Origin of the sequence: Nonomuraea mangrovi, from assembly GCF_042681425.1 — a bacterium.
Classification (GTDB): domain Bacteria; phylum Actinomycetota; class Actinomycetes; order Streptosporangiales; family Streptosporangiaceae; genus Nonomuraea; species Nonomuraea mangrovi.
In genome coordinates this window covers 46,383-65,574 of record NZ_JBHUFV010000075.1, presented here as the reverse complement: position 1 = coordinate 65,574, position 19,192 = coordinate 46,383, and the positions used below count along the sequence as shown (strand labels likewise).

At 71.2% G+C, this 19,192-nt stretch carries 19 protein-coding genes; 14 read left to right on the top strand and 5 right to left on the bottom strand.

The genetic code is table 11. The features are described 5' to 3' along the window. Positions 1-153 precede the first annotated feature (153 nt). On the bottom strand, positions 154-1,443 hold the full coding sequence (locus tag ACFSKW_RS45960) for an MFS transporter (RefSeq protein WP_379580923.1): 1,290 nt from the start codon (positions 1,441-1,443) through the stop codon (positions 154-156). Between the two features lie 1,130 nt (positions 1,444-2,573). Between ACFSKW_RS45960 and ACFSKW_RS45955 the strand changes: the two genes are divergently transcribed. The 6 genes from ACFSKW_RS45955 (at position 2,574) to ACFSKW_RS45930 (ending at position 10,018) form a co-directional block, all read left to right on the top strand. Continuing rightward, on the top strand, positions 2,574-3,779 hold the full coding sequence (locus ACFSKW_RS45955; protein WP_379580922.1) for a succinate--CoA ligase subunit beta: 1,206 nt from the start codon (positions 2,574-2,576) through the stop codon (positions 3,777-3,779). Next, complete coding sequence (sucD, locus tag ACFSKW_RS45950) at positions 3,779-4,675, top strand: succinate--CoA ligase subunit alpha (protein WP_379580921.1); 897 nt, start codon at positions 3,779-3,781, stop codon at positions 4,673-4,675. The genes ACFSKW_RS45955 and sucD overlap by 1 nt, the downstream gene beginning before the upstream one ends. 526 nt (positions 4,676-5,201) lie before the next feature. Beyond that, positions 5,202-5,960, top strand: coding sequence for a hydroxypyruvate isomerase family protein (locus ACFSKW_RS45945; RefSeq protein WP_379580920.1), 759 nt, complete (start codon positions 5,202-5,204; stop codon positions 5,958-5,960). After that, positions 5,957-6,784, top strand: a complete 828-nt coding sequence (locus ACFSKW_RS45940) for an NAD(P)-dependent oxidoreductase (protein ID WP_379580919.1) — start codon at positions 5,957-5,959, stop codon at positions 6,782-6,784. Before ACFSKW_RS45945 ends, ACFSKW_RS45940 begins: the two co-directional genes overlap by 4 nt. Then, positions 6,781-8,490 (top strand): glyoxylate carboligase, encoded by a 1,710-nt coding sequence (gene gcl, locus ACFSKW_RS45935; protein WP_379580918.1) that lies wholly within the window; start codon positions 6,781-6,783, stop codon positions 8,488-8,490. Before ACFSKW_RS45940 ends, gcl begins: the two co-directional genes overlap by 4 nt. 10 nt (positions 8,491-8,500) lie before the next feature. Beyond that, positions 8,501-10,018: an aldehyde dehydrogenase family protein gene (locus tag ACFSKW_RS45930; protein ID WP_379580917.1), complete on the top strand. Its 1,518-nt coding sequence runs from the start codon at positions 8,501-8,503 to the stop codon at positions 10,016-10,018. On the opposite strand, the gene ACFSKW_RS45925 is transcribed toward ACFSKW_RS45930, so the two are convergent. The 3 genes from ACFSKW_RS45925 to ACFSKW_RS45915 form a co-directional block, all read right to left on the bottom strand. Then, a complete protein-coding gene (locus ACFSKW_RS45925) occupies positions 9,951-10,826 on the bottom strand; it encodes an alpha/beta hydrolase (RefSeq protein ID WP_379580916.1) in 876 nt (291 codons plus the stop codon). The two genes, ACFSKW_RS45930 and ACFSKW_RS45925, sit on opposite strands and share 68 nt — an antisense overlap. Positions 10,827-10,901: 75 nt before the next feature. Continuing rightward, entirely contained in the window at positions 10,902-11,240 is a 339-nt protein-coding gene (locus tag ACFSKW_RS45920; protein WP_379580915.1) for a DUF6703 family protein, read from the bottom strand. Between the two features lie 9 nt (positions 11,241-11,249). After that, positions 11,250-11,795: a hypothetical protein gene (locus tag ACFSKW_RS45915; protein WP_379580914.1), complete on the bottom strand. Its 546-nt coding sequence runs from the start codon at positions 11,793-11,795 to the stop codon at positions 11,250-11,252. A gap of 38 nt (positions 11,796-11,833) precedes the next feature. Here ACFSKW_RS45915 and ACFSKW_RS45910 point away from each other — a divergent pair, with 38 nt between their 5' ends. The 4 genes from ACFSKW_RS45910 (at position 11,834) to ACFSKW_RS45895 (ending at position 14,822) form a co-directional block, all read left to right on the top strand. After that, entirely contained in the window at positions 11,834-12,115 is a 282-nt protein-coding gene (locus ACFSKW_RS45910; RefSeq protein ID WP_379580913.1) for an antibiotic biosynthesis monooxygenase family protein, read from the top strand. A 94-nt stretch (positions 12,116-12,209) separates the two neighbouring features. Further along, positions 12,210-13,595, top strand: a complete 1,386-nt coding sequence (locus tag ACFSKW_RS45905; protein ID WP_379580912.1) for a glycine--tRNA ligase — start codon at positions 12,210-12,212, stop codon at positions 13,593-13,595. Positions 13,596-13,731: 136 nt separating this feature from the next. Then, positions 13,732-14,259: an LGFP repeat-containing protein gene (locus tag ACFSKW_RS45900; RefSeq protein WP_379580911.1), complete on the top strand. Its 528-nt coding sequence runs from the start codon at positions 13,732-13,734 to the stop codon at positions 14,257-14,259. After that, on the top strand, positions 14,256-14,822 hold the full coding sequence (locus ACFSKW_RS45895; RefSeq protein ID WP_379580910.1) for a hypothetical protein: 567 nt from the start codon (positions 14,256-14,258) through the stop codon (positions 14,820-14,822). The genes ACFSKW_RS45900 and ACFSKW_RS45895 overlap by 4 nt, the downstream gene beginning before the upstream one ends. Before the next feature lie 2 nt (positions 14,823-14,824). Here the strand turns inward: ACFSKW_RS45895 and ACFSKW_RS45890 are convergent, their stop codons facing one another. Beyond that, on the bottom strand, positions 14,825-15,736 hold the full coding sequence (locus ACFSKW_RS45890) for a dienelactone hydrolase family protein (protein ID WP_379580909.1): 912 nt from the start codon (positions 15,734-15,736) through the stop codon (positions 14,825-14,827). A gap of 156 nt (positions 15,737-15,892) precedes the next feature. On the opposite strand from ACFSKW_RS45890, the gene ACFSKW_RS45885 reads away from it, so the two are divergent. Genes ACFSKW_RS45885 through ACFSKW_RS45870 form a run of 4 tightly spaced genes read left to right on the top strand, consistent with a single transcriptional unit; the run spans position 15,893 to position 19,171 of the window. After that, entirely contained in the window at positions 15,893-16,048 is a 156-nt protein-coding gene (locus ACFSKW_RS45885; protein ID WP_379580908.1) for a hypothetical protein, read from the top strand. Continuing rightward, complete coding sequence (locus ACFSKW_RS45880; RefSeq protein WP_379580907.1) at positions 16,045-17,022, top strand: AAA family ATPase; 978 nt, start codon at positions 16,045-16,047, stop codon at positions 17,020-17,022. The genes ACFSKW_RS45885 and ACFSKW_RS45880 overlap by 4 nt, the downstream gene beginning before the upstream one ends. Then, entirely contained in the window at positions 17,019-18,233 is a 1,215-nt protein-coding gene (locus ACFSKW_RS45875; RefSeq protein ID WP_379580906.1) for a DUF58 domain-containing protein, read from the top strand. The genes ACFSKW_RS45880 and ACFSKW_RS45875 overlap by 4 nt, the downstream gene beginning before the upstream one ends. Next, positions 18,230-19,171 (top strand): VWA domain-containing protein, encoded by a 942-nt coding sequence (locus tag ACFSKW_RS45870; protein ID WP_379580905.1) that lies wholly within the window; start codon positions 18,230-18,232, stop codon positions 19,169-19,171. The genes ACFSKW_RS45875 and ACFSKW_RS45870 overlap by 4 nt, the downstream gene beginning before the upstream one ends. The last annotated feature ends 21 nt before the right edge of the window (positions 19,172-19,192 follow it).

Here is a 19,192-nt window from a genome sequence, read left to right as displayed (position 1 = left end):
AGCCCATCACGCGATCACTGACCGCCTACGACCACTGATCAGACTTAGGACTTACTCGTCTAGGGCCACGTCCGCGTCAGGGCCACGTCCGCGTCAGGGCCGCGTCCGACGTCAGGGCCACTTCCGCCCCACAACAATGTCGAAAACGTTGCATCAGACGGGGATCGTTGCTGGCCGCCCCGGCACGCGCAGGCCGAGACTCGCCATCGCGGCCACCGACGCCGCACCGCCCATCGCCACGAACCACCCGGTACCGGCGAAAGGCCCCCCGAGCCCGGCGGCTGCCGTACCACTCAGAAGGGTGCCGGCCAGCGCCACACCGACAACGCCCGCGACCGCCTTGGCGCTGTAGACGACCTCATGGATCTCCCGTACCTGCCCCTCTCCGAAGAACTCCCGCACCAGCGCCGCCACCAGCGGGTAGAACGCACCTCCCGCTGCTCCTGCCACCACCGCGCCGAGGATCACCGCGTCCGCCGCCAGCAGCATCTGCCCGATCCCCAGCACGGCCATGGTCAGGGCCAGCGCACGCCTACGTCCCATCACCTCGGACACCCGCATCGCGCACGCCCGTCCGACTCCGTTCAACCCGATCAGCACGGCCAACGCCGGCCAGGACCCCGACGTCCCCACGGCCACCACGTTGAAGATCGAGATCGTCCCCGCGCAGAGCAGGATGCTGGCGAGCACCCTCAGTGCGGGCGTCCTCACGGCCTGGCCGAGCGTGAACTCCCGCACCGCAGGCGGCGTCCTTCGCAGTATCACGGCGTCGAGCGCGCGCTCCCTGGGGTCGACCGTGTCAGGCCACCAGCGATACGGCGGCACCCGTACGAGGTGAGCGGCCAGCCCGATGGCGATCAGCGCAACAGCCGCACAAACCCCGAACCCCGCTCCCAACACGCCCCCAATCCAGGACTCCACGGCTCCCGACCCCATGACCCCCGACCCCATGACCCCCGACCCCAGGGCGCCGGACCCCATGACCCCGGACTCCAGAGCACTGGATCCCATGACCCCGGACTCCATGACCCCGGACTCCAGGGCGCCGGAGGCGCCGGACCCCGTGGCTCCCGGGCCCATAGCCCCCACGCCCACGGCCCCCGGGCCCAAGACCTCCGAACCCACTGCCCCTGCCATCTCGGAGGGCGAACCGTCCGTCCAGGAGGCGAGGTCGACGTCACCCGCCCACAACGCGACACCCAGGAGAGCGACCAGCGGAAGCGCCCCGTACCCGAACGCCCCCGTCACGTACCCGACCCGCGCCGCCGCCCGTTCCGGATACCAGCTCGCCACCAGGTGACTGCACGCCCCATACACCAGCCCGCCCCCGAGTCCCCCCAGTATCGAGAAGCCGACCAGCAACACCCACAGCTCGTCCGACAGCGCGACCGTGGCCAGCCCCAGCCCGCTGAGCACCGCCCCCACCGCGAGGGCGGGCTTCACCCCGATGCCGGTCGTCCCTTCCGGCCAGCCCCTTCCCCCTCGTACCTTCCGCTCACCCGGCGCGGGTGAGGTCCTCGCGCCGATACCGGTTCCCTGCCGCCGCCCCTCACCGCCTCGCGCCCGTGGCGCGTCCGCCGCCGGTGTCGCTTCTGTGCCGATGCTGGTCGCATGCCCCCACGCCTCGCTGCCCCGTGCCCGTGGCTCACTTGCTGGCGGTATGGGACCCGCGTCGGTGTCGCTCCTGTGTTCCAGGGCCTTGCTGCCTCGTGCTTCGAGTCGGTCTGCTGCGGCTGTGGTTGTCGCGTCGACGCCGGTTGCGTGCCGCCGCGCCTCGTTGCCTCGCGCCTTGGGGCCGTCTGTTCCCTGCGTGAGGCTTGTTCCCTGCGTGGGGCTGGCGTGGGTGTCGGTCCTGTGTCTCCGCGCCTCATTGCCTCGGGCCTCGGGTTGACCCGTTCCCTGGACGGGGCTCGCGTGGATGCCGGTTCCGTGTCGCCACGCCTCATCGCTCCATGCCCCGGGTTCGTCCACCGTGGGCGTGGATCTCGCGTCCGCCGTCTGCCGCCGATCCTCGCCGCCCTCGGACTCCCGCCCGTCAACCCCGAGCGCGCCCCTGTCGTCACTCGCCCCCGGCTCACCCTCCACGACCCACCGCCTGCCCGGCGACCTGACCTGATCGTCGGATCCGGCCCTGGGGTCGTCCGCCGTCATTCCACAGGGATCCCCTCGGATTCCCGGGTCGCGTCGCAGGGCTGTGGTCGTCGCGTGCAGCGTGGGGACGGACGCGTGAGGGCGGAGGAGGAGTGCGGCCAGCGACTGGCAGGCGATCCAGACCGCCAGGGGGAGTAGCGCCGTGTCCAGTGTGCGGCCCTCGGCAAGGAAGGCCGGTACGGCGGCGGCGTAGCCGTACTGCATGGGTGCGATGGCGAGCATCGACAGCCAGGCCAGCGTGAACATCCGGCGCCGGTCGGCGGGTGGGGCGGACACCAGGTAGGAACGTCCGCGCCAGTCCCGGACGAGGAATGCATTTTCCATACTGTATGCGATATCCGGTCCACCGTCGGCTGTCGAGGCCCTAGACGAGACATATTCCATACGGTATACCGTCTACAAGAACCGCATAGGGAGTCTCGATGGACCTGTACGAGTACCAGGCGAAGCAGCTCTTCAACCGGCACGGTGTCCCCGTACCGCGCGGCGGGGTGGCCGTCACCCCCGATGAGGCGCGGTCGATCGCGGCGGAGTTGGACACCCCGGTTGTCATCAAGGCCCAGGTCAAGACCGGAGGTCGGGGCAAGGCGGGAGGGGTGAAGCCCGCGGCGGGACCTGCCGCGGCGGAAGAGGCGGCGGGCCGCATCCTCGGGATGGATATCAAGGGGCATACCGCCCACTCGGTGCTCGTCGAGGAGGCCACGGTGCCGTTCGAGGAGTACTACGCCGCCTTTCTCGTGGACCGGGCGAACGGCTGCTTCCTCGCCATGGTGTCCACAGAAGGCGGTATGGACATCGAAGAGGTCGCCGCGACCAGGCCCGAGGCGCTGACGAAGGTGCCGATCGACGCCCTCGGCGGGGTGGACGGGGCGGCGCTCGCCCGTACGGCGGGGCTGCCCGACGCGGCAGCGCCGGTGCTCGACCGGTTGTGGCGCGTGATGGTCGAGGAGGGGGCCCTGTTGGTCGAGGTCAACCCGCTGGCCTGCACGACCGACCAGCGCATCGTGGCCCTCGACGGGAAGATCACGCTGGACGGCAACGGGTTGTTCAGGCACGAGGGGCCGCACGGCGGGCAGGCGGCTCGCGAAGCCGGCCGTCCTGTGGGGGAGCGGGAAGCCGGCTGTCCCGTGGGGGAGTGGGCGGAGAGGGGGGACGAAGGAGACGGGCTGGAGGCCAGGGCGCGCAGGCGCGGTCTCAACTACGTGAAGCTCGACGGACAGGTGGGCATCGTCGGCAACGGTGCGGGCCTGGTCATGAGCACGCTCGACGTCGTCGCCCAGGCAGGCGCCCAGCCGGCGAACTTCCTCGACATCGGCGGCGGCGCGTCGGCCAAGGTGATGGCCGACGGACTGGAGATCATCCTGTCCGACCCCGACGTCCGATCGGTGCTGGTGAACGTGTTCGGCGGGATCACCACCTGCGACGCCGTCGCCACCGGCATCGTCTCCGCGCTCGAACTCCTCGGCGAGCGCGGCCGGGCGCGCCCGATCGTCGTCCGGCTGGACGGCAACAACGCCGAGGTGGGCAGGCGCATCCTCAGCGACGCCAGGCACCCCGCGCTCCGGCAGGTTTCCACGATGGACGGCGCCGCCGAGCTGGCGGCCAGGCTCGCGACGGCAGGTGCGTGATGGCGATCTTTCTGACCAAGGACAGCAGGGTCCTCGTGCAGGGCATGACCGGCGCGGAGGGCGCGAGGCACACCGCCAGGATGCTGGCGGCCGGCACCGACATCGTGGCGGGCGTGACGCCCGGCAAGGGCGGCAGGTCGGTGGACTTCGGCGACAGGAAGGTGCCGGTCTTCGGCACGGTGGCCGAGGCGATGGAGGAGACCGGCGCGGACGTGTCGGTGGTGTTCGTGCCGCCGAGGTTCGCAGGGGCCGCGGTGGAGGAGGCGGCCGAGGCGGCGATGCCGCTCTGCGTGGTGATCACCGAGGGCGTTCCCGTGCACGACACACTGCGGTTCCTGGCCAAGGCGCGAGGCCGTACCAGAGTGGTCGGGCCGAACTGTCCCGGACTCATCAGCCCAGGGCAGGCGTCGGCCGGGATCGTCCCGGCGGACATCGCGGGCCACGGCAGGATCGGGCTGGTGTCGAAGTCGGGGACGCTGACCTACCAGCTGATGTACGAGCTGAGGGACCTCGGGTTCTCCACGGCGGTCGGCATCGGCGGCGACCCGGTGATCGGGACCACGCACATCGACTGCCTGCGAGCCTTCGAGGACGACCCCGCCACCGAGGCGATCGTGGTGATCGGGGAGATCGGGGGCGATGCGGAGGAACGGGCCGCGGCGTTCATCTCGGTGCGGGTGACCAAGCCCGTGGTGGCGTACGTGGCGGGGTTCACGGCGCCCGAGGGGAAGACGATGGGCCACGCGGGGGCGATCGTGTCCGGCTCGTCGGGTACGGCGCAGGCGAAGAAGGAGGCGCTGGAGGCGGCGGGGGTCAGGGTCGGCAGGACGCCTTCGGAGACGGCCAGACTCATGCGATCGGTCCTCGCCGGCCGCCCGATCAGGGAGGCGTCGTGACCGCCACGCCGCCGACCGGGGGGCTGAGTGTCCTGCGGGGCGAGCCGCCGACCCTGGGACGGGCCGTCGTGACGGATGTGCGAGGAAGCCGCGGGTACGGCCGGCCCGCGGTGGTCGGCGTGGGAGCGGCGGAGGGGTCGGGCGTCGTGTCCGGCGTTGCGTCTGCCCGGCCGCGGGGGCGGGTCGTCGTCGTGGCCGGTGCGGGAGGAAGCCGGGCTTGTGCCTGGCCCGCGGTGGTCGGCGTGGGAGCGGTGGAGGGGCCGGGCGTCGTGACCGCCGTGCCGCCGGGCCGGGGGAGGTGGCGGGTCAGGGCGATGGTCGAGTCTCCGCGCCCCAAGCGGCGGCGGGGTGTCGTCCCACGCGTGCGAGGGACGGGCCCCGGCAGGCGGGGTGCCGTCACACACGTGCGAAGGGCGGGCCCCAGCGGGCGGGGTGCCGTGTCGGGCGAACGGGCGGTCCGGAGCCGGCGACGACGTGCGTGCGGGCTGGGGAGCGAGTGCGGGTCAGGGAAGGAAGGGCGGGCGCTGTGCTGAGATTCGACGTCAACCTGAGCATCCTCTTCACCGACCTCCCCCTCCTGGATCGCCCCTCCGCCGCCGCTCGGGCGGGTTTCGACGCGGTCGAGATGTGGTGGCCGTTCGACGGCCCCACCCCGCCCAGGGCCGAACTTCAGGCGCTCAGGTCCGCCGTGGACGACGCGGGTGTCCGGCTCGTGGCGCTCAACTTCGACGCAGGCGACATGCCGGGCGGCGACAGGGGCGTCCTGACCAGCACCGACAGGTTCCTCGCCAACGTCGACGTGGCGGTCGAGCTGGCCGGCAGCCTCGGCTGCCGGATACTCAACGCCCTGTACGGCAACGCCGACGACACCCCCGAGTGTCGCCGCGCCGCCACGGCCAACCTGAGGAAAGCCGCGGACAGAGCCGCGGACATCGGCGCGACGGTCGTCGTCGAAGCGCTCAACACCTACGAGAACCCGCGTTACCCCATCACCTCGTCCAAGCGCGCCTTCGAGGTGATCGACGACGTGGGCCGCGACAACGTGAAGTTCCTGGCCGATCTCTACCACCTGCACCGCATGGGCGAGGACGTGCTCGACCTGATCGACACCCAGGCGCACAGGTTCGGCCACGTCCAGATCGCCGACGACCCGGGGCGCGGCCACCCGGGCAGCGGGCGCATGCCGTACCGGGCGATCTTCGAGCGGCTGGAGGCCTACGGGGGTCACATCGGCCTGGAGTACCGGCACGAGGGCCAGGGCGCGTTCGACTGGAGGACGGCATGAGGATCGGCTTCATCGGTCTCGGCATCATGGGCGCGCCCATGGTCGCGAACCTCGACAGGGCGGGCTTCGACGTCCGCGGCTTCGACCTCGCCCCCGACCGCCCCGGCAGGACGGCGGGCAGCGCGAAGGAGGCGATCTCGGGCGCGGACGTGGTCATCACCATGCTGCCCGACTCGCCGCAGGTGGAGGAGGTCCTTCCCGACATCGTCGAGTACGGCGGGCCCGACCTGCTGTACATCGACATGAGCACGATCGACCCCGGCACGTCGCGCCGGCTCGCCGAGCGGCTGAGAGCGCTCGACGCCCCGGTCAGCGGCGGCGAGAGGGGCGCGATCGAGGGCAGTCTCTCGATCATGGTCGGCGGGGCGGAGGAGGACTTCGCGAGAGCGTTACCGGTCTTCCATGCCGTCGGGAAGACGATCGTGCACGTCGGTCCTCCGGGGGCGGGCCAGACCGTGAAGGCCGCCAACCAGCTGGTCGTGGGCGGCACCTACGCTCTCGTCGCCGAGGCGATCCTGCTCATGGAGGCGTCGGGCGTCGACGCGGCCAAGGGTCTCGACGTGCTCGCGGGCGGCCTGGCCGGTTCGCGGATCCTCGAGCTCAAGCGCCACAGCATGGTCGCCCGCGAGTTCACCCCGGGCTTCCGCGTCGACCTGCACCACAAGGACATGGGCATCGCGACCGCGGCCGCGAGGGACGCGGGCCTGTCGCTCCCGCTCACCGCCATCGTCACCCAGCTCGTCGCCGCGGCCAGAGCCCAGGGCCTCGGCTCGCTCGACCACTCCGCCCTGCTGAAAGTGATCGAGAGGATCAACAGCGCATGAACCGGATCCCCTGCATGGAGGCGGTCGTCTCGGTCCTGGAGTCGGAGGGCGTGGACACGGTCTTCGGCATCCCCGGCGCCGCCATCCTGCCGCTCTACGCGGCGCTGCGCACCAGCTCCATCCGGCACGTCACGGTCCGGCACGAGGAAGGCGGCACCCATGCCGCCGACGGCTGGGCCCGCGTGACCGGCAACGTCGGCGTCTGCATCGGCACCAGCGGCCCCGCCGGCACCAACATGATCACCGGGCTCTACACCGCGCTGGCCGACTCCATCCCGATGATCTGCGTCACCGGCCAGGCCGCGACCGCCAAGCTGCACCAGGAGGCGTTCCAGGCCGTCGACATCGTGGAGATCGCCAAGCCGGTCACCAAGTGGGCGGTCCAGCTGAAGGAGCCGGCCCAGGCGCCGTGGGTGTTCCGCGAGGCGTTCAGGATCGCCAGGTCGGGCCGGCCGGGGCCGGTTCTCATCGACCTGCCGATCGACGTGCAGCGCGGCACCTGCCTGTACGATCCCGCGCTCGACGCGCCGCTGCCCGTCGAGATCCCAGGGCCGCGGCCGCAGGCCGTACGGCGGGCGCTGGAGTTGCTGGAGGCCGCGAAGCGGCCGCTCATCCTGGCCGGCGGCGGCGTGATCGGCGCGGACGCGGCGGAGGAGCTGCGGGAGGCGGCCGAGCGGCTGCGGATCCCGGTGCAGGTGACGCTCATGGGCAAGGGCGCCTTCCCCGAGGATCACAAGCTGTTCGCCGGCATGGCGGGCATCCAGACCCAGACCAGATGGGGCAACGCGGTCTTCCTGGAGAGCGACGTCGTGCTGGCGGTAGGCGCCAGGTTCGGCGACAGGCACACGGGCGAGCTGGACGTCTACCGCAGGGGCCGCACGTTCATCCACGTCGACATCGAGCCCACCCAGCTCGGCAAGGTCTTCGAGCCCGACCTCGGCATCGTCTCGCACGCCAGGCCGTTCCTGGCCGAACTGGCGAAGAGCGCGGCAGGGGAGGCGAAAGCCGTCCCGGAGCGAACGCGCACGAAGTGGGTCAAGAGGGTGGACACGCTGCGCAGCACGATGCCCCGCAGGGACGACTTCGACGACGTGCCGATCAAACCGCCCAGGGTGTTCAGGGAGATCAACGACTTCTACGGCAGGGACACCACGTTCGTCACCGCCATCGGCCTCTACCAGATCTGGTCGGGCCAGTTCCAGAAGACCTACCTGCCCAGGCGCTACCTCGTCTGCGGGCAGGCGGGCCCGCTCGGCTGGGAGGTCTCGGCGGCGACGGGCGTCAAGCTCGCCTGCCCCGAACGCCAGGTCGTCGCCGTCGTCGGCGACTACTCCTTCCAGTTCCTGATGGAGGAGGTGGCCGTCGCCGCGCAGTACAGGATGCCCTTCGTCATCGTGATGATCAACAACGAGTACCTCGGCCTGATCCGCCAGGCGGAGATCCCCTACGGCATGAACTACGCGGTGGAGCTGGGCGGCGTCGACCACGTCAAGGCCATGGAGGCGTTCGGCTGCCCCGCGCGCAGGGTCGAGGCGCCCGGCGACATCCGCGACGCCCTCGCGTGGGCGACCAAGGAGGCGGAGAAGGAGAGGCTTCCCGTGCTCGTCGAGGTGATGGTCGAGCGCGAGGCCAACGCGGCCATGGGGCCCGCGCTCGACGCCGTCAAGGAGTTCGAGACGATCCCGGCCGTCGACTGGTCGGACTGAGGAGGCGTTCATGCTGAAGCCGGGGACCGCCTGGTCCGACGCCTACGAAGGCTGCCGCACGGTGGCACCCGAGGCCTTCCACGACGACAGGGTGCTCAACCACTGGGGCGGCCTCTGGCAGCGCGACGGCCGTCCTTCGCCCGTCTTCTCGCCGATCGACGGCACGGCCGTCGCAGGTCCGCCGCGCATGGACAGAGCGGGCGCGGCGCGGGCGGTCAACGCGGCCGTCGAGGAGCACCGCCAGTGGCGGCACGTCCCGCTGTCAGAACGCAAGGCGCGGGTCGCAGGCGCCGTCGAGGCCATGCGGGCCAACCGCGACCTGCTCGCGCTGCTGCTGGTCTGGGAGATCGGCAAGCCATGGCGTACGGCGTGCGCGGACGTGGACCGCTGCCTCGACGGTGTCCGCTGGTACCTGGACGAGATCGACCGCATGATCGAGGGCCGCACGCCCCTGCCGGGTCCGGTCAGCAACATCGCCAGCTGGAACTACCCGATGAGCGTGCTCATGCACGCGATGCTCGTCCAGGCGCTGGCGGGCAACGCGGTCGTCGCCAAGACGCCCACCGACGGCGGCCTGTCCTGCCTCACGCTGGCCACGGCGCTCGCCGTGCGCGAAGGGCTGCCGTTCACGCTGGTCAGCGGCGGCGGCGCGGAGCTGTCGCCGGTTCTGGTGGGCGCGCGGGAGTTGGGCTGCGTGTCGTTCGTCGGCGGCAGGGACGCCGGCGCCCAGGTGGCCACCTCGCTCGCCGGTGGCGCGGGCCTGGCAGGCCGCCGGCACGTCCTTGAGCAGGAGGGGCTCAACTGCTGGGGTGTGTGGGATTACTCCGACTGGGACCTGCTGGCCGGGCAGATCAGGAAGTCCTTCGACTACGGCAAGCAGCGCTGCACCGCCTACCCGCGCTTCGTCGTGCAGCGGAAGCTGTTCCACGACTTCCTCGCCACCTACCTCGGAACCGTCCGGGACCTCAGGTACGGCCATCCGCTCCAGGTCGAGGCCCCCGGCGACCCGCTGCCCGAGCTGGACTTCGGGCCGCTCATCAACGCCTCCAAGGCCAAGGAGCTGGCCGACCAGGTGGAGGAGGCGATCGCGAAGGGCGCGGTACCGCTCTACCGGGGGCCTGAAGTGGAGGGCGAGGCCTACTTCGCTCCCGTGGCGCTGCTCGATCCGCCCCGCTCCTCGCCGCTGTTCCACGCCGAGCCGTTCGGTCCTGTGGACACGTTCGTCCTGGTCGACACCGAGGCCGAGCTGCTGGCCGCGATGAACGCCAGCAACGGCGCGCTCGTGGCCACGATCTCCTGCGACGCGCGGGAGACGGCCGAGCGGCTGGCCGGCGAGGTACGGGCGTTCAAGGTGGGGATCAACCAGCCCCGCTCACGCGGCGACAGGGAGGAGCTGTTCGGCGGGCTCGGAGCGTCGTGGCGCGGCGCGTTCGTGGGCGGCGACCTGCTGGTGCGGGCCGTCACCCAAGGGCGGCAGGGTGAGCGGCTGCCCGGCAACTTCCCGAACTACACGATGCTGTCCCACTGAGCGCGATGGAGGTGACGGTGTCCAGGGTGGCGCTGCCGGGACGCAGGTAGTCGTTGTGGCCGCCGTCGCCCCCGTCGAAGACCCTGGCGCCGAATCCGTCGCCGACGGGATCGGCGCCGAACCCGACGGGGCCGATCCGTACACCCGCCCTGAACACGTCGTCCTTCCTGGACAGCGCGGCCCACACGCGGGCGGGCGTGCGCAGCTCGGCCCCGGTGGCCACGCCCATGCCCGGGCTGCCCAGCGCGACGATGTCGTCGACGGGCAGCCCGGGCGCCGCCTTCCCGCACACGACCGTGCCGTAGCTGTGGCAGACCAGGCTGATCCGCTCCTTACCGTCCAGGGCCGCCACCAGCTCGCGGAGCGCCCTGGCGCCCTTGGCGGCCGGCAGCGTGGTCAGCACGTCCCAGTCGGTCATCTCGGGCGCGTCGTAGCCGAGCCAGCCGATGACCGCCACCTTCGCGCCCGGCTCCAGCGCCGCCGCCCTGGCGTACAACGTCCTGGCCGCGCCCGCGGGGGAGGCGGAGGTGCCGTCGAAGTCGTGCAGGCCGAACCCGGTGCCGGGCACGAAGACGATCACCTTCGTGGCCGCGGCCAGATCGCCGACCACCTCGATCGCCCGGCCGTCGCCGGCCTCGTCATAGGCCAGGAGCTGGCGGCCACGTCCGGCGACCGCGCCGTTGGCGGCGTAGCGCTCGCCCAGCCCGGCGGCCGTCATCGCGGGCAGCTCCAGCGGGCCCAGGCCGGGCAGGCAACCGGCGCCCGTGGCGCACAGCACGAGCACGACACCGGCCAGAAAACGACGCATGACTCCGGACCGTACGTCACGGCGGAGACAGCTCGCGTCACGCCGAGGTCGGATCCCCTGGATGGACCTTGAGGACTAGAAGGCGCCGAACCTGTCGGCCGCCACGAGGACGAGGAAGGTCAGCATCGCCACGCGCAGCAGCTTGCCGCCCGCCCCCAGCGAGGGCCACGACAGGTAGGCGAGCCATCCGACGAAGGCGACCACAGGCACCACCGCGACCCCGCCCAGCCAGCTGTCGAGAGCGAACCCCGCCAGCAGCAGGATCACCAGCAGCACGGGCGCGACCCAGCGCGGCACCTGCGTGAACAGGAACGTGATGGGGACGGCGCTGCGCTGCTCGACCGCCTTGCGCAGGCCCGTGGCGCCGGGCGTGAAGAACTGCTCGCCAGGCGGGAGGGGCTTTCGAGTGGCCACCTCACGAGCCTAGCGCGGCACCCGCCCGCCCCTGAAGATTCGCCACACAACCCACGCCTGGATCATCCCGATGGGCAGCAGCGAGCCCGGCAGGTACGACGCGGCCAGCGAGAGGGGGAGCGCGAGCGGGATCCAGTAGATGAGGGCGAAGCTGCCCGCCTCGTGCGCGGCCGCCACGATCCCGAACACCGCGGCCGCGGTCACGAGCAGCAGGTACGCCAGGGAGACGGCCAGTGCCACCCGGCCTCGCCGGTAGCCGTCCGCCAGATGGCCGAGCGTCTCGGCGGGGCGGCGGCCCCTGACGAGCAGCCAGATGAGCACCGTCTGGACGACGCCCGCGATCGTGTAGGCACCGGCGGCGGAAGGCAGGAGCCCCAGGCGGCGCAGGCCGTAAGGGAGGAGCGAGACAGGTGAGGTGAGCTCCCCGAGCGGGCTCTCGCCGCTGAGCTCGTCGACCTGCCCCAGGAGGGTGGCGACGCTCAGATAGCCGACCACGCCGAGGTAGGCGGCCGCGGCGGCGAGCGCGAGCTGGGAGCGGCGGATCCTGAAGAGCACGCATCAGGATAGGCCTCTTGTCTGACATCCTGGATCGTGTGCTCGCACTGATTCGCTACACCGTCCCCGAGGCCCGCTCCCAAGAGTTCCTCAAGCAAGGCCAGGAGATCATCGACGTGCTCGCCGCGCAGCCCGGCTACCTGCGCGGGCGACTGTGCCGGTCGGTCGACGAGCCCAACCTGTGGGCCCTGGTCAGCGAGTGGGAGGGCGCGGGCTTCTACCGCCGCGCGCTGTCGGCCGCCAGGATGGCGATGTATCCCCTCATGATTCTCATGGTCAACGAGCCCAGCGCCTTCGAGGACGTCTACCTTTCCAGCTGAGACGTATAGTCGCGCGCGGAGGCGGCCGGATGTCCCCTAAGCTGGGATCTCATCATTCCACTCGCCGACCTCCAGCCGGAAAGAGATTCAGCCAATGGCACGCCGGACCGACGTCATGGACACGATCGTCAGCCTCGCCAAGCGACGGGGGCTCGTCTACCCCTCGAGCGAGATCTACGGAGGCCTGCGCGCGTCGTGGGACTACGGTCCGCTGGGCGTCGAGCTGAAGAACAACGTGAAGCGCCAGTGGTGGCTGTCGATGGTGCAGGCCCGCGAAGACGTGGTCGGCCTCGACTCGTGCGTCATCCTGGCCCCTGAGGTGTGGCAGGCCAGCGGCCACGTCGAGACCTTCACCGACCCGCTGACCGAGTGCCAGTCCTGCCACAAGCGCTTCCGCGCCGACCACCTCATCGAGGCCTACGAGGAGAAGCACGGCAAGGCCCCCGAGAACGGCCTGGCCGACATCACCTGCCCCAACTGCGGCAACAAGGGCACCTTCACCGAGCCGCGCCAGTTCAGCGGCCTGCTGAAGACCTACCTCGGCGCCGTCGAGGACGAGTCGGGCCTGGCCTACCTGCGCCCCGAGACCGCGCAGGGCATCTTCATCAACTACGCCAACGTGCAGCAGTCGGCGCGCAAGAAGGTGCCGTTCGGCATCGGCCAGATCGGCAAGTCGTTCCGCAACGAGATCACGCCGGGCAACTTCATCTTCCGCACCCGCGAGTTCGAGCAGATGGAGATGGAGTTCTTCGTCAAGCCGGGCACCGACGAGGAGTGGCACCAGTACTGGATCGACGAGCGCTACCGCTGGTACTCCGACCTGGGCATCAACAAGGACAACCTCCGCCTCTACGAGCACCCGAAGGAGAAGCTGTCCCACTACTCCAAGCGCACCGTCGACGTGGAGTACCGCTTCAATTTCGCCGGCTCCGAGTGGGGTGAGCTCGAGGGCATCGCCAACCGCACCGACTTCGACCTCACCGCCCACTCCAAGGCGTCGGGTGTCGACCTGTCGTTCTTCGAGCAGGACACCGGCGAGCGCTACGTGCCGTACGTCATCGAGCCTGCCGCCGGTGTCGACCGCGCCACGCTGACCTTCCTGCTGGACGCCTACAACGAGGACGAGGCTCCCAACGCCAAGGGCGTCATGGAGAAGCGCACGGTGCTGCGCCTCGACCACAGGCTCGCGCCCGTCAAGGTCGCGGTCCTGCCGCTGTCGCGGAACGCCGACCTGTCGCCCAAGGCCAAGGACCTGGCCGCCCAGCTGCGCAGGCGCTGGAACGTCGAGTTCGACGACGCGGGCGCCATCGGCCGCCGTTACCGCCGCCAGGACGAGATCGGCACGCCGTTCTGCATCACGGTCGACTTCGACACCCTCGAGGACCATGCCGTGACCATCCGCGAGCGCGACTCGATGGGGCAGGAGCGCATCGCGCTCGACCAGGTCGAGTCCTACCTCCGCCAGCACCTCAACGACTGAGCCTGGGGTCGGCGGGCGGCTCCGCCGGCCGACCGGCGGTCGGCCGGCGGGGATGGGCGATGAGTCCCCTCTCCGCCGGATCTGAGTACCCCTGTACTCATGTAGGCCATCCGGGGCGCGATCTACGTTTTCGCCCATGAGACGAGCAATCACTCTCGGGATGGTCGCCGCGCTCGCCGTCGCGGGCGCGGCCACCCCCGCCCAGGCGAGGACGAGCTCCTGCGCGATCCAGCCCTACGGCCTCATCGGCGAGTACTGGCAGACGATGGGCGGTGAGGGCGGGGTGTTCGGCTGCCCAGCCTCGACCGAGAAGGGCATCGCCAACAGCAACGCCCGCCGCCAGACCTTCGCCAACGGGCAGATCGCCTGGTCGCCCGACCAGGGCGGGCGCATGATCGTCGCGGCCTACGGCAAGGACGGCAGGGCCTACGTCAGGTGGGGCCCGAGCAACCCGTTCAACTACGACTACTTCGAGATCCTTGTGCGCTCCACGCACATCGCGAACGGCACCTACACCAGGCGCGACGGGCTGCGGGTACGCGGGGCGGCCTCCTTCCACGGGCCCGGCGGCCACTTCACCTTCCGCGTGCGCGGCTGCGACGACAAGCCGCTGGGCGACGTCTGCCGCCAGGGGTGGACCGTGTCGGTGTCGGCGGACGCATGAGCGGGCTCAACGCCGCGGCCGCCCTCGTCGTGGCGTCCGCCGCCCTGGCCTTTCCCGCCGCCCCCGCGTCCGCGCGGACGTGCGACTTCGAGATCCGCGACCAGCAGATCCGGATCCGCTACGACCTGCTCGGCGGCCGCGCCGTCCTCGGCTGCCCGGTCGGCGACGCGCAGGAGACCTTCGAGCCGCCCGGCCGCCGCCAGTCCTTCGACTACGGGCAGATCGCCTTCTCGCACGTCAACGGCCAGATGCGGGTGCTGTCGGTCAGCTTCGTGCGGCACCAGCGCAAGATCAGGTTCATGTTCGGCCGCGCCTTCGAGGGCGGCAGGTTCTCGATGCGCATCTGGGGGAACGGCGTCGCGCGCATCCCCAGGACGTTCACCACCTCGGCGGCCAAGCCCGTCGAGACCTATGACCTCGTCGATCCGTACTCGGCTCGCACGTACCGCTTCGACGTCCGGGCCGACGTCTGCGGCACGCGGCCCGGATGCTCGACCGGCACGTACGGGCAGCCGTGGGCGTGGGCCGAGTGGAAGTACCAGGTCAAGATCGACAACGGCTGAGCTCAGGCCAGGTACGTGCCGAACCAGGCGATGACCCGCTGGTAGGCCTGCGCCGCGGCCTGCGCGTTGTACCGCGGGCCCGTGTCGTTGAAGAACGCGTGGCCGACGCCGGGGAAGGTGACGATCTCGTGCTTGAGACCCGCCTTCTCCAGCGCGGTCCGCGCCGCGTCGCGGGTGGCGTTCACCCTGTCGTCCAGTTCGGCGTAGATGCCGAGGACGGCCGCCTTGCTGCCGGCGAAGTCGGCGCCGTCGGGCAGGGGGCCGTAGAACGGCGCCGCCGCCGACAGCCGCGGCTCCGCGTTGGCCAGCAGCAGCCACGTCATGCCGCCGCCGAAGCAGAACCCCACCATGCCCAGCCTCGCGCCGTTCTCCCGCCTGGACAGCTCGCCCAGCGCGGCCTTCATGTCGGCGACGAACCGCTCGGGCGGGATCTCGCCGAGCTTGGCCGTGACCTGCGCGGTGTCGCCGAAGGAGTCCGTGCCGCCCTCGCGCGACAGCAGGTCGAGCGCCAACGAGGAGTAGCCGTCGGCCGCCAGCCGTCCCGCGACCGAGCGGGTGTGGTCGTTGAGCCCGCGGTTCTCGTGGATGACCAGGACCGCGCCCTTGGGCTCCTGTGCCTGCGCCCACGCTCCCAGCAGAGTGACGCCCTCGGGCCCCGCGAACGTGACGGCCTCGGCCGGAAGCGGAGAGGGTCCTGCGGGGGAGACGGGCGCGCCGGACGCGGGACCGGGCGTGGGCGTGGCCGTCGCCGCGCCCTCCGCGCCCGCCCCGCACGCGGTCAGCAGCGCGGTGGCGGCGGGCAGGCCGAGTCCGAGCAGGCCGAGCCTGCGCAGGGCTTCGCGGCGGGGGATGAGCCCTTCGACGTGATCGAGTGCGATCTCTTCGGCGAGGTAACGCTTGAAGGGTGACATCATGCCGGGATCGTAGGTCGCGCGACCGAAAGGCCCGGTAAAGCTCTCCACGGCCGCAGCGGTGCGCGACCGAAAATTCAGATAAAGGCGAGCGTTACGCCGGTTTTCGCGGCGGTTTGATGACATTCCTCGTGAACCTACGAAGGGACATGAGGATCCATGGCACGCACATCACGCTGGAAGGTGGGGGCCGTCGTCCTGGCCGGTGTCGCGCTCGTCATGACGGGGAGCGCCGCCTCCTTCGCCGACCCCGGCCCACAGGCCGTCGAGCTGAGGGTCGTGCTGGACGACTGCCCGCGGCCGGTCCAGCCATGACCGAACCAGAGCTGCTGGAACGGGCGCTGTTCGAGGTGAAGAGGGTGATCGTCGGGCAGGACCACATGGTCGAACGCCTGGTCGTCGCCGTCCTCGCCAAAGGCCACTGCCTGCTCGAAGGAGTGCCGGGCATCGCCAAGACGCTCGCCGCCGAGACACTCGCCACGGTGGTCGGCGGGTCGTTCGCGCGCATCCAGTTCACACCCGACCTGGTGCCCTCCGACATCGTCGGAACCAGGATCTACCGCCCGTCCACCGAGAGCTTCGACATCGAACTCGGACCCGTCATGGCCAACCTCGTGCTCGCCGACGAGATCAACAGGGCGCCCGCCAAGGTGCAGTCGGCGCTGCTGGAGATCATGGCGGAGCGCCAGGTCAGCATCGGCGGCGTCACCCACCCCATGCCCGCGCCGTTCCTGGTGCTGGCCACACAGAACCCGATCGAGTCCGAGGGCGTCTACCACCTGCCCGAGGCGCAGCGCGACCGCTTCCTGATGAAGATCGACGTGGGCTATCCCAGTGAGTCGGAGGAACTGGCGATCGTCTACCGGATGAGCGTCGACCCGCCCGTTCCGCAGGCCGTACTCGACCCTGAACGGATCGTCGCGCTGCAACGGCGAGCGGAGGAGGTGTTCGTCCACCATGCGATCGCGGAGTACGCGGTGCGCCTGGTCCACGCCACGAGAGAGCCCTCCAGACACGGCCTGCAGGACGTCGGGCGGGCGCTGGCGTTCGGCGCATCGCCGCGCGCCACGCTCGGCCTGCTGGCGGCGGCGCGGGCCCTGGCACTGATGAGGGGCAGGGAGTACGTGCTGCCCGACGACGTGCGCGCGCTGGCGCACGACGTGATCGCGCACCGGCTCGTGCTGTCGTTCGACGGGCTCGCCGACGGCGTCTCCGCCAGGAGCGTCGTCGACCGGCTCATCGAGGCCGTGCCGATGCCGGTGATCGCTCCGCAGCAGGAGGCGGCATGAGGAACCACCTCGCCGCCGAACCGGCGTTGCGCAGGCTCGAACTGGTCGTCACCCGGCGCCTCGACGGCCTGCTGCAGGGCGAGCACCTCGGCCTCGTGCCAGGGCAGGGCAGCGAGCCGGCCGAGGCGAGGCCGTACCAGGTGGGCGACGACGTGCGGCGGATCGACTGGAACGTCACCGCCCGCACCGACTCGCCGCACGTCAGGGACCTGATCGTGGACAGGGAGCTGGAGATCTGGGCGCTTCTCGACGCCACCGCGAGCATGGACTTCGGCACGGCCGCGATGGAGAAGCGGGAGCTGGCGCTGGCCGCCATCGCGGCCGTCGGATTCCTGACCCAGCGCACCGGCAACAGGATCGGCGCCCACCTGCTTCACGGCGGAGGGATCCGTACGGTGCCGGCCAGGACGGGACGCCCGCACCTGATGGCGCTGCTCCAGACGATGTTCGCGCTGTCCCGCACCTCGCCAGGGGTGCGGGAGCCGCTCCTCGGGGCCGCCGCCGAGCAGCTCGGGCGGCTGGTACGGCGGCGCGGGCTCGTCGTCGTCGTGTCGGACTTCCTCGACGATCCGTCGACGTGGGCGGGTGCGGTACGGCGGCTCGGGGCAGGACACCAGGTGCTGGCCGTCGAGGTCGTCGACCCTCGCGAACTCGCCCTGCCGGACGTCGGCGTGCTGACGCTCGTCGATCCGGAGAGCGGGCGGCGCAGGGAGGTGTCGACGGGCGACGCCCGGCTGCGGCGGCGGTACGCGCAGGCGGCCGCCGAGCAGCGGGAGCGGATCGCGGCAGGGCTGCGCTCGGCCGGCGCCGCGCACCTACGCCTGCGGACAGACGGGGACTGGGTGCGCGACCTCGTCCAGCACGTGCTGCGCCAGCGCAGACTCGCCCGCCTCGCGGGCCCTTCCGCGCGTCCCCCGGACGGCGCTCGCTCCCGCCCCACAGGCCCGGACTCCGCGGACGGTTCGGCGGGTCCTGGGGTGCCGTCACGGAGTGGCCCGGGTTCTGTGGAGGGCCTGGCGGGTTCTGGGGTGCCGTCACGGAGTGGTCCGGGTTCTGTGGAGGGCTTGGCGGGTCCTGGGGTGCCGTCACGGAGTGGCCCGGGCTCCATGGAGCGCCCGGCCGGTCCTGGGGTGCCGTCACGGCAGGAGCCGGGCTCCGTGGGTCGCCCCCGGCCATCGTCATGGCGGGGACCGGGAGGTGACGCGGCATGACGCTTCTGTCGCCGATCTGGCTGCTCCTGCTGATCCCGGTCGCGCTCATCGCCGCGGCCTACGTGGTGATGTCCATGCGGCGCAGCGCCTACGCGGTCCGCTTCAGCAACCTTGACCTCCTGGACAAGGTCGCGCCCAAGAGCCCGGGGTGGCGCAGGCACGCGCCCGCCGCCGCCCTGCTCGCGATGCTGGTGCTGCTGGTGGTCGGGTTCGCCAGGCCGACGGCCGAGGTCAAGGTGCCGAGGGAGCGGGCCACGATCATGGTCGCGTTCGACGTGTCGGCCTCCATGGAGGCGACCGACGTCGCCCCCGACCGCTTCACCGCCGCCCGCGAGGCCGCCCGCCAGTTCGTCAACGGCCTCCCGCCGCGCTTCAACCTGGGGCTGGTCGCCTTCTCCGGGCAGGCGAGCGTCGCCGTACCGCCGACGACCGACAGGCAGGCGGTGCTGGGCGCGCTCGGCAGGCTCACCACCTCCTCGGGCACCGCCATCGGCGAGGCCGTTCACTCCTCGCTGGAGGCCATCCGGCGGCTGGACACCGAGCAGGAGCCGCCGCCCGCGCACATCGTGCTGCTGTCCGACGGTTCCAACACCACGGGCCGCTCGCTTTCCGAGGCGGCGGGAGAGGCCGCCGAGCACGGAGTGCCGGTCACGACCATCGCGTACGGCACACCGACCGGCGCCATCGACATCCAGGGCAACCGGATTCCCGTACCGGTGGACGGGCCCGCGCTCCAGGAGCTCGCCCACGCGGCCGGTGGCGGCTTCTACGAGGCGGCCAGCGGGGACGAGTTGCAGGCGGTGTACGACGACATCGGCACCTCGGTCGGGTTCCGCGTCGAGCGGCAGGAGGTCTGGCCGTGGTTCGTCGGCGCGGGTCTGCTGCTGGCGGCGCTGGCTGCGCTCGGGTCGATGCTGTGGTTCTCCAGGCTGCCGTGAGGTGCGGATAATGAACCGGTA

What these genes read in the sequence shown, in the direction of transcription:
- ACFSKW_RS45925 (WP_379580916.1), bottom strand. Translation starts at nt 10,826, where the DNA reads ATGCGTCGTTTTCTGGCCGGTGTCGTGCTCGTGCTGTGCGCCACGGGC.
- ACFSKW_RS45940 (WP_379580919.1), top strand. Translation starts at nt 5,957, where the DNA reads ATGAGGATCGGCTTCATCGGTCTCGGCATCATGGGCGCGCCCATGGTC.
- sucD (WP_379580921.1), top strand. Translation starts at nt 3,779, where the DNA reads ATGGCGATCTTTCTGACCAAGGACAGCAGGGTCCTCGTGCAGGGCATG.
- ACFSKW_RS45930 (WP_379580917.1), top strand. Translation starts at nt 8,501, where the DNA reads ATGCTGAAGCCGGGGACCGCCTGGTCCGACGCCTACGAAGGCTGCCGC.
- ACFSKW_RS45900 (WP_379580911.1), top strand. Translation starts at nt 13,732, where the DNA reads ATGAGACGAGCAATCACTCTCGGGATGGTCGCCGCGCTCGCCGTCGCG.
- ACFSKW_RS45885 (WP_379580908.1), top strand. Translation starts at nt 15,893, where the DNA reads ATGGCACGCACATCACGCTGGAAGGTGGGGGCCGTCGTCCTGGCCGGT.
- ACFSKW_RS45955 (WP_379580922.1), top strand. Translation starts at nt 2,574, where the DNA reads ATGGACCTGTACGAGTACCAGGCGAAGCAGCTCTTCAACCGGCACGGT.
- ACFSKW_RS45870 (WP_379580905.1), top strand. Translation starts at nt 18,230, where the DNA reads ATGACGCTTCTGTCGCCGATCTGGCTGCTCCTGCTGATCCCGGTCGCG.
- ACFSKW_RS45880 (WP_379580907.1), top strand. Translation starts at nt 16,045, where the DNA reads ATGACCGAACCAGAGCTGCTGGAACGGGCGCTGTTCGAGGTGAAGAGG.
- ACFSKW_RS45890 (WP_379580909.1), bottom strand. Translation starts at nt 15,736, where the DNA reads ATGATGTCACCCTTCAAGCGTTACCTCGCCGAAGAGATCGCACTCGAT.
- ACFSKW_RS45905 (WP_379580912.1), top strand. Translation starts at nt 12,210, where the DNA reads ATGGCACGCCGGACCGACGTCATGGACACGATCGTCAGCCTCGCCAAG.
- ACFSKW_RS45895 (WP_379580910.1), top strand. Translation starts at nt 14,256, where the DNA reads ATGAGCGGGCTCAACGCCGCGGCCGCCCTCGTCGTGGCGTCCGCCGCC.
- ACFSKW_RS45875 (WP_379580906.1), top strand. Translation starts at nt 17,019, where the DNA reads ATGAGGAACCACCTCGCCGCCGAACCGGCGTTGCGCAGGCTCGAACTG.
- gcl (WP_379580918.1), top strand. Translation starts at nt 6,781, where the DNA reads ATGAACCGGATCCCCTGCATGGAGGCGGTCGTCTCGGTCCTGGAGTCG.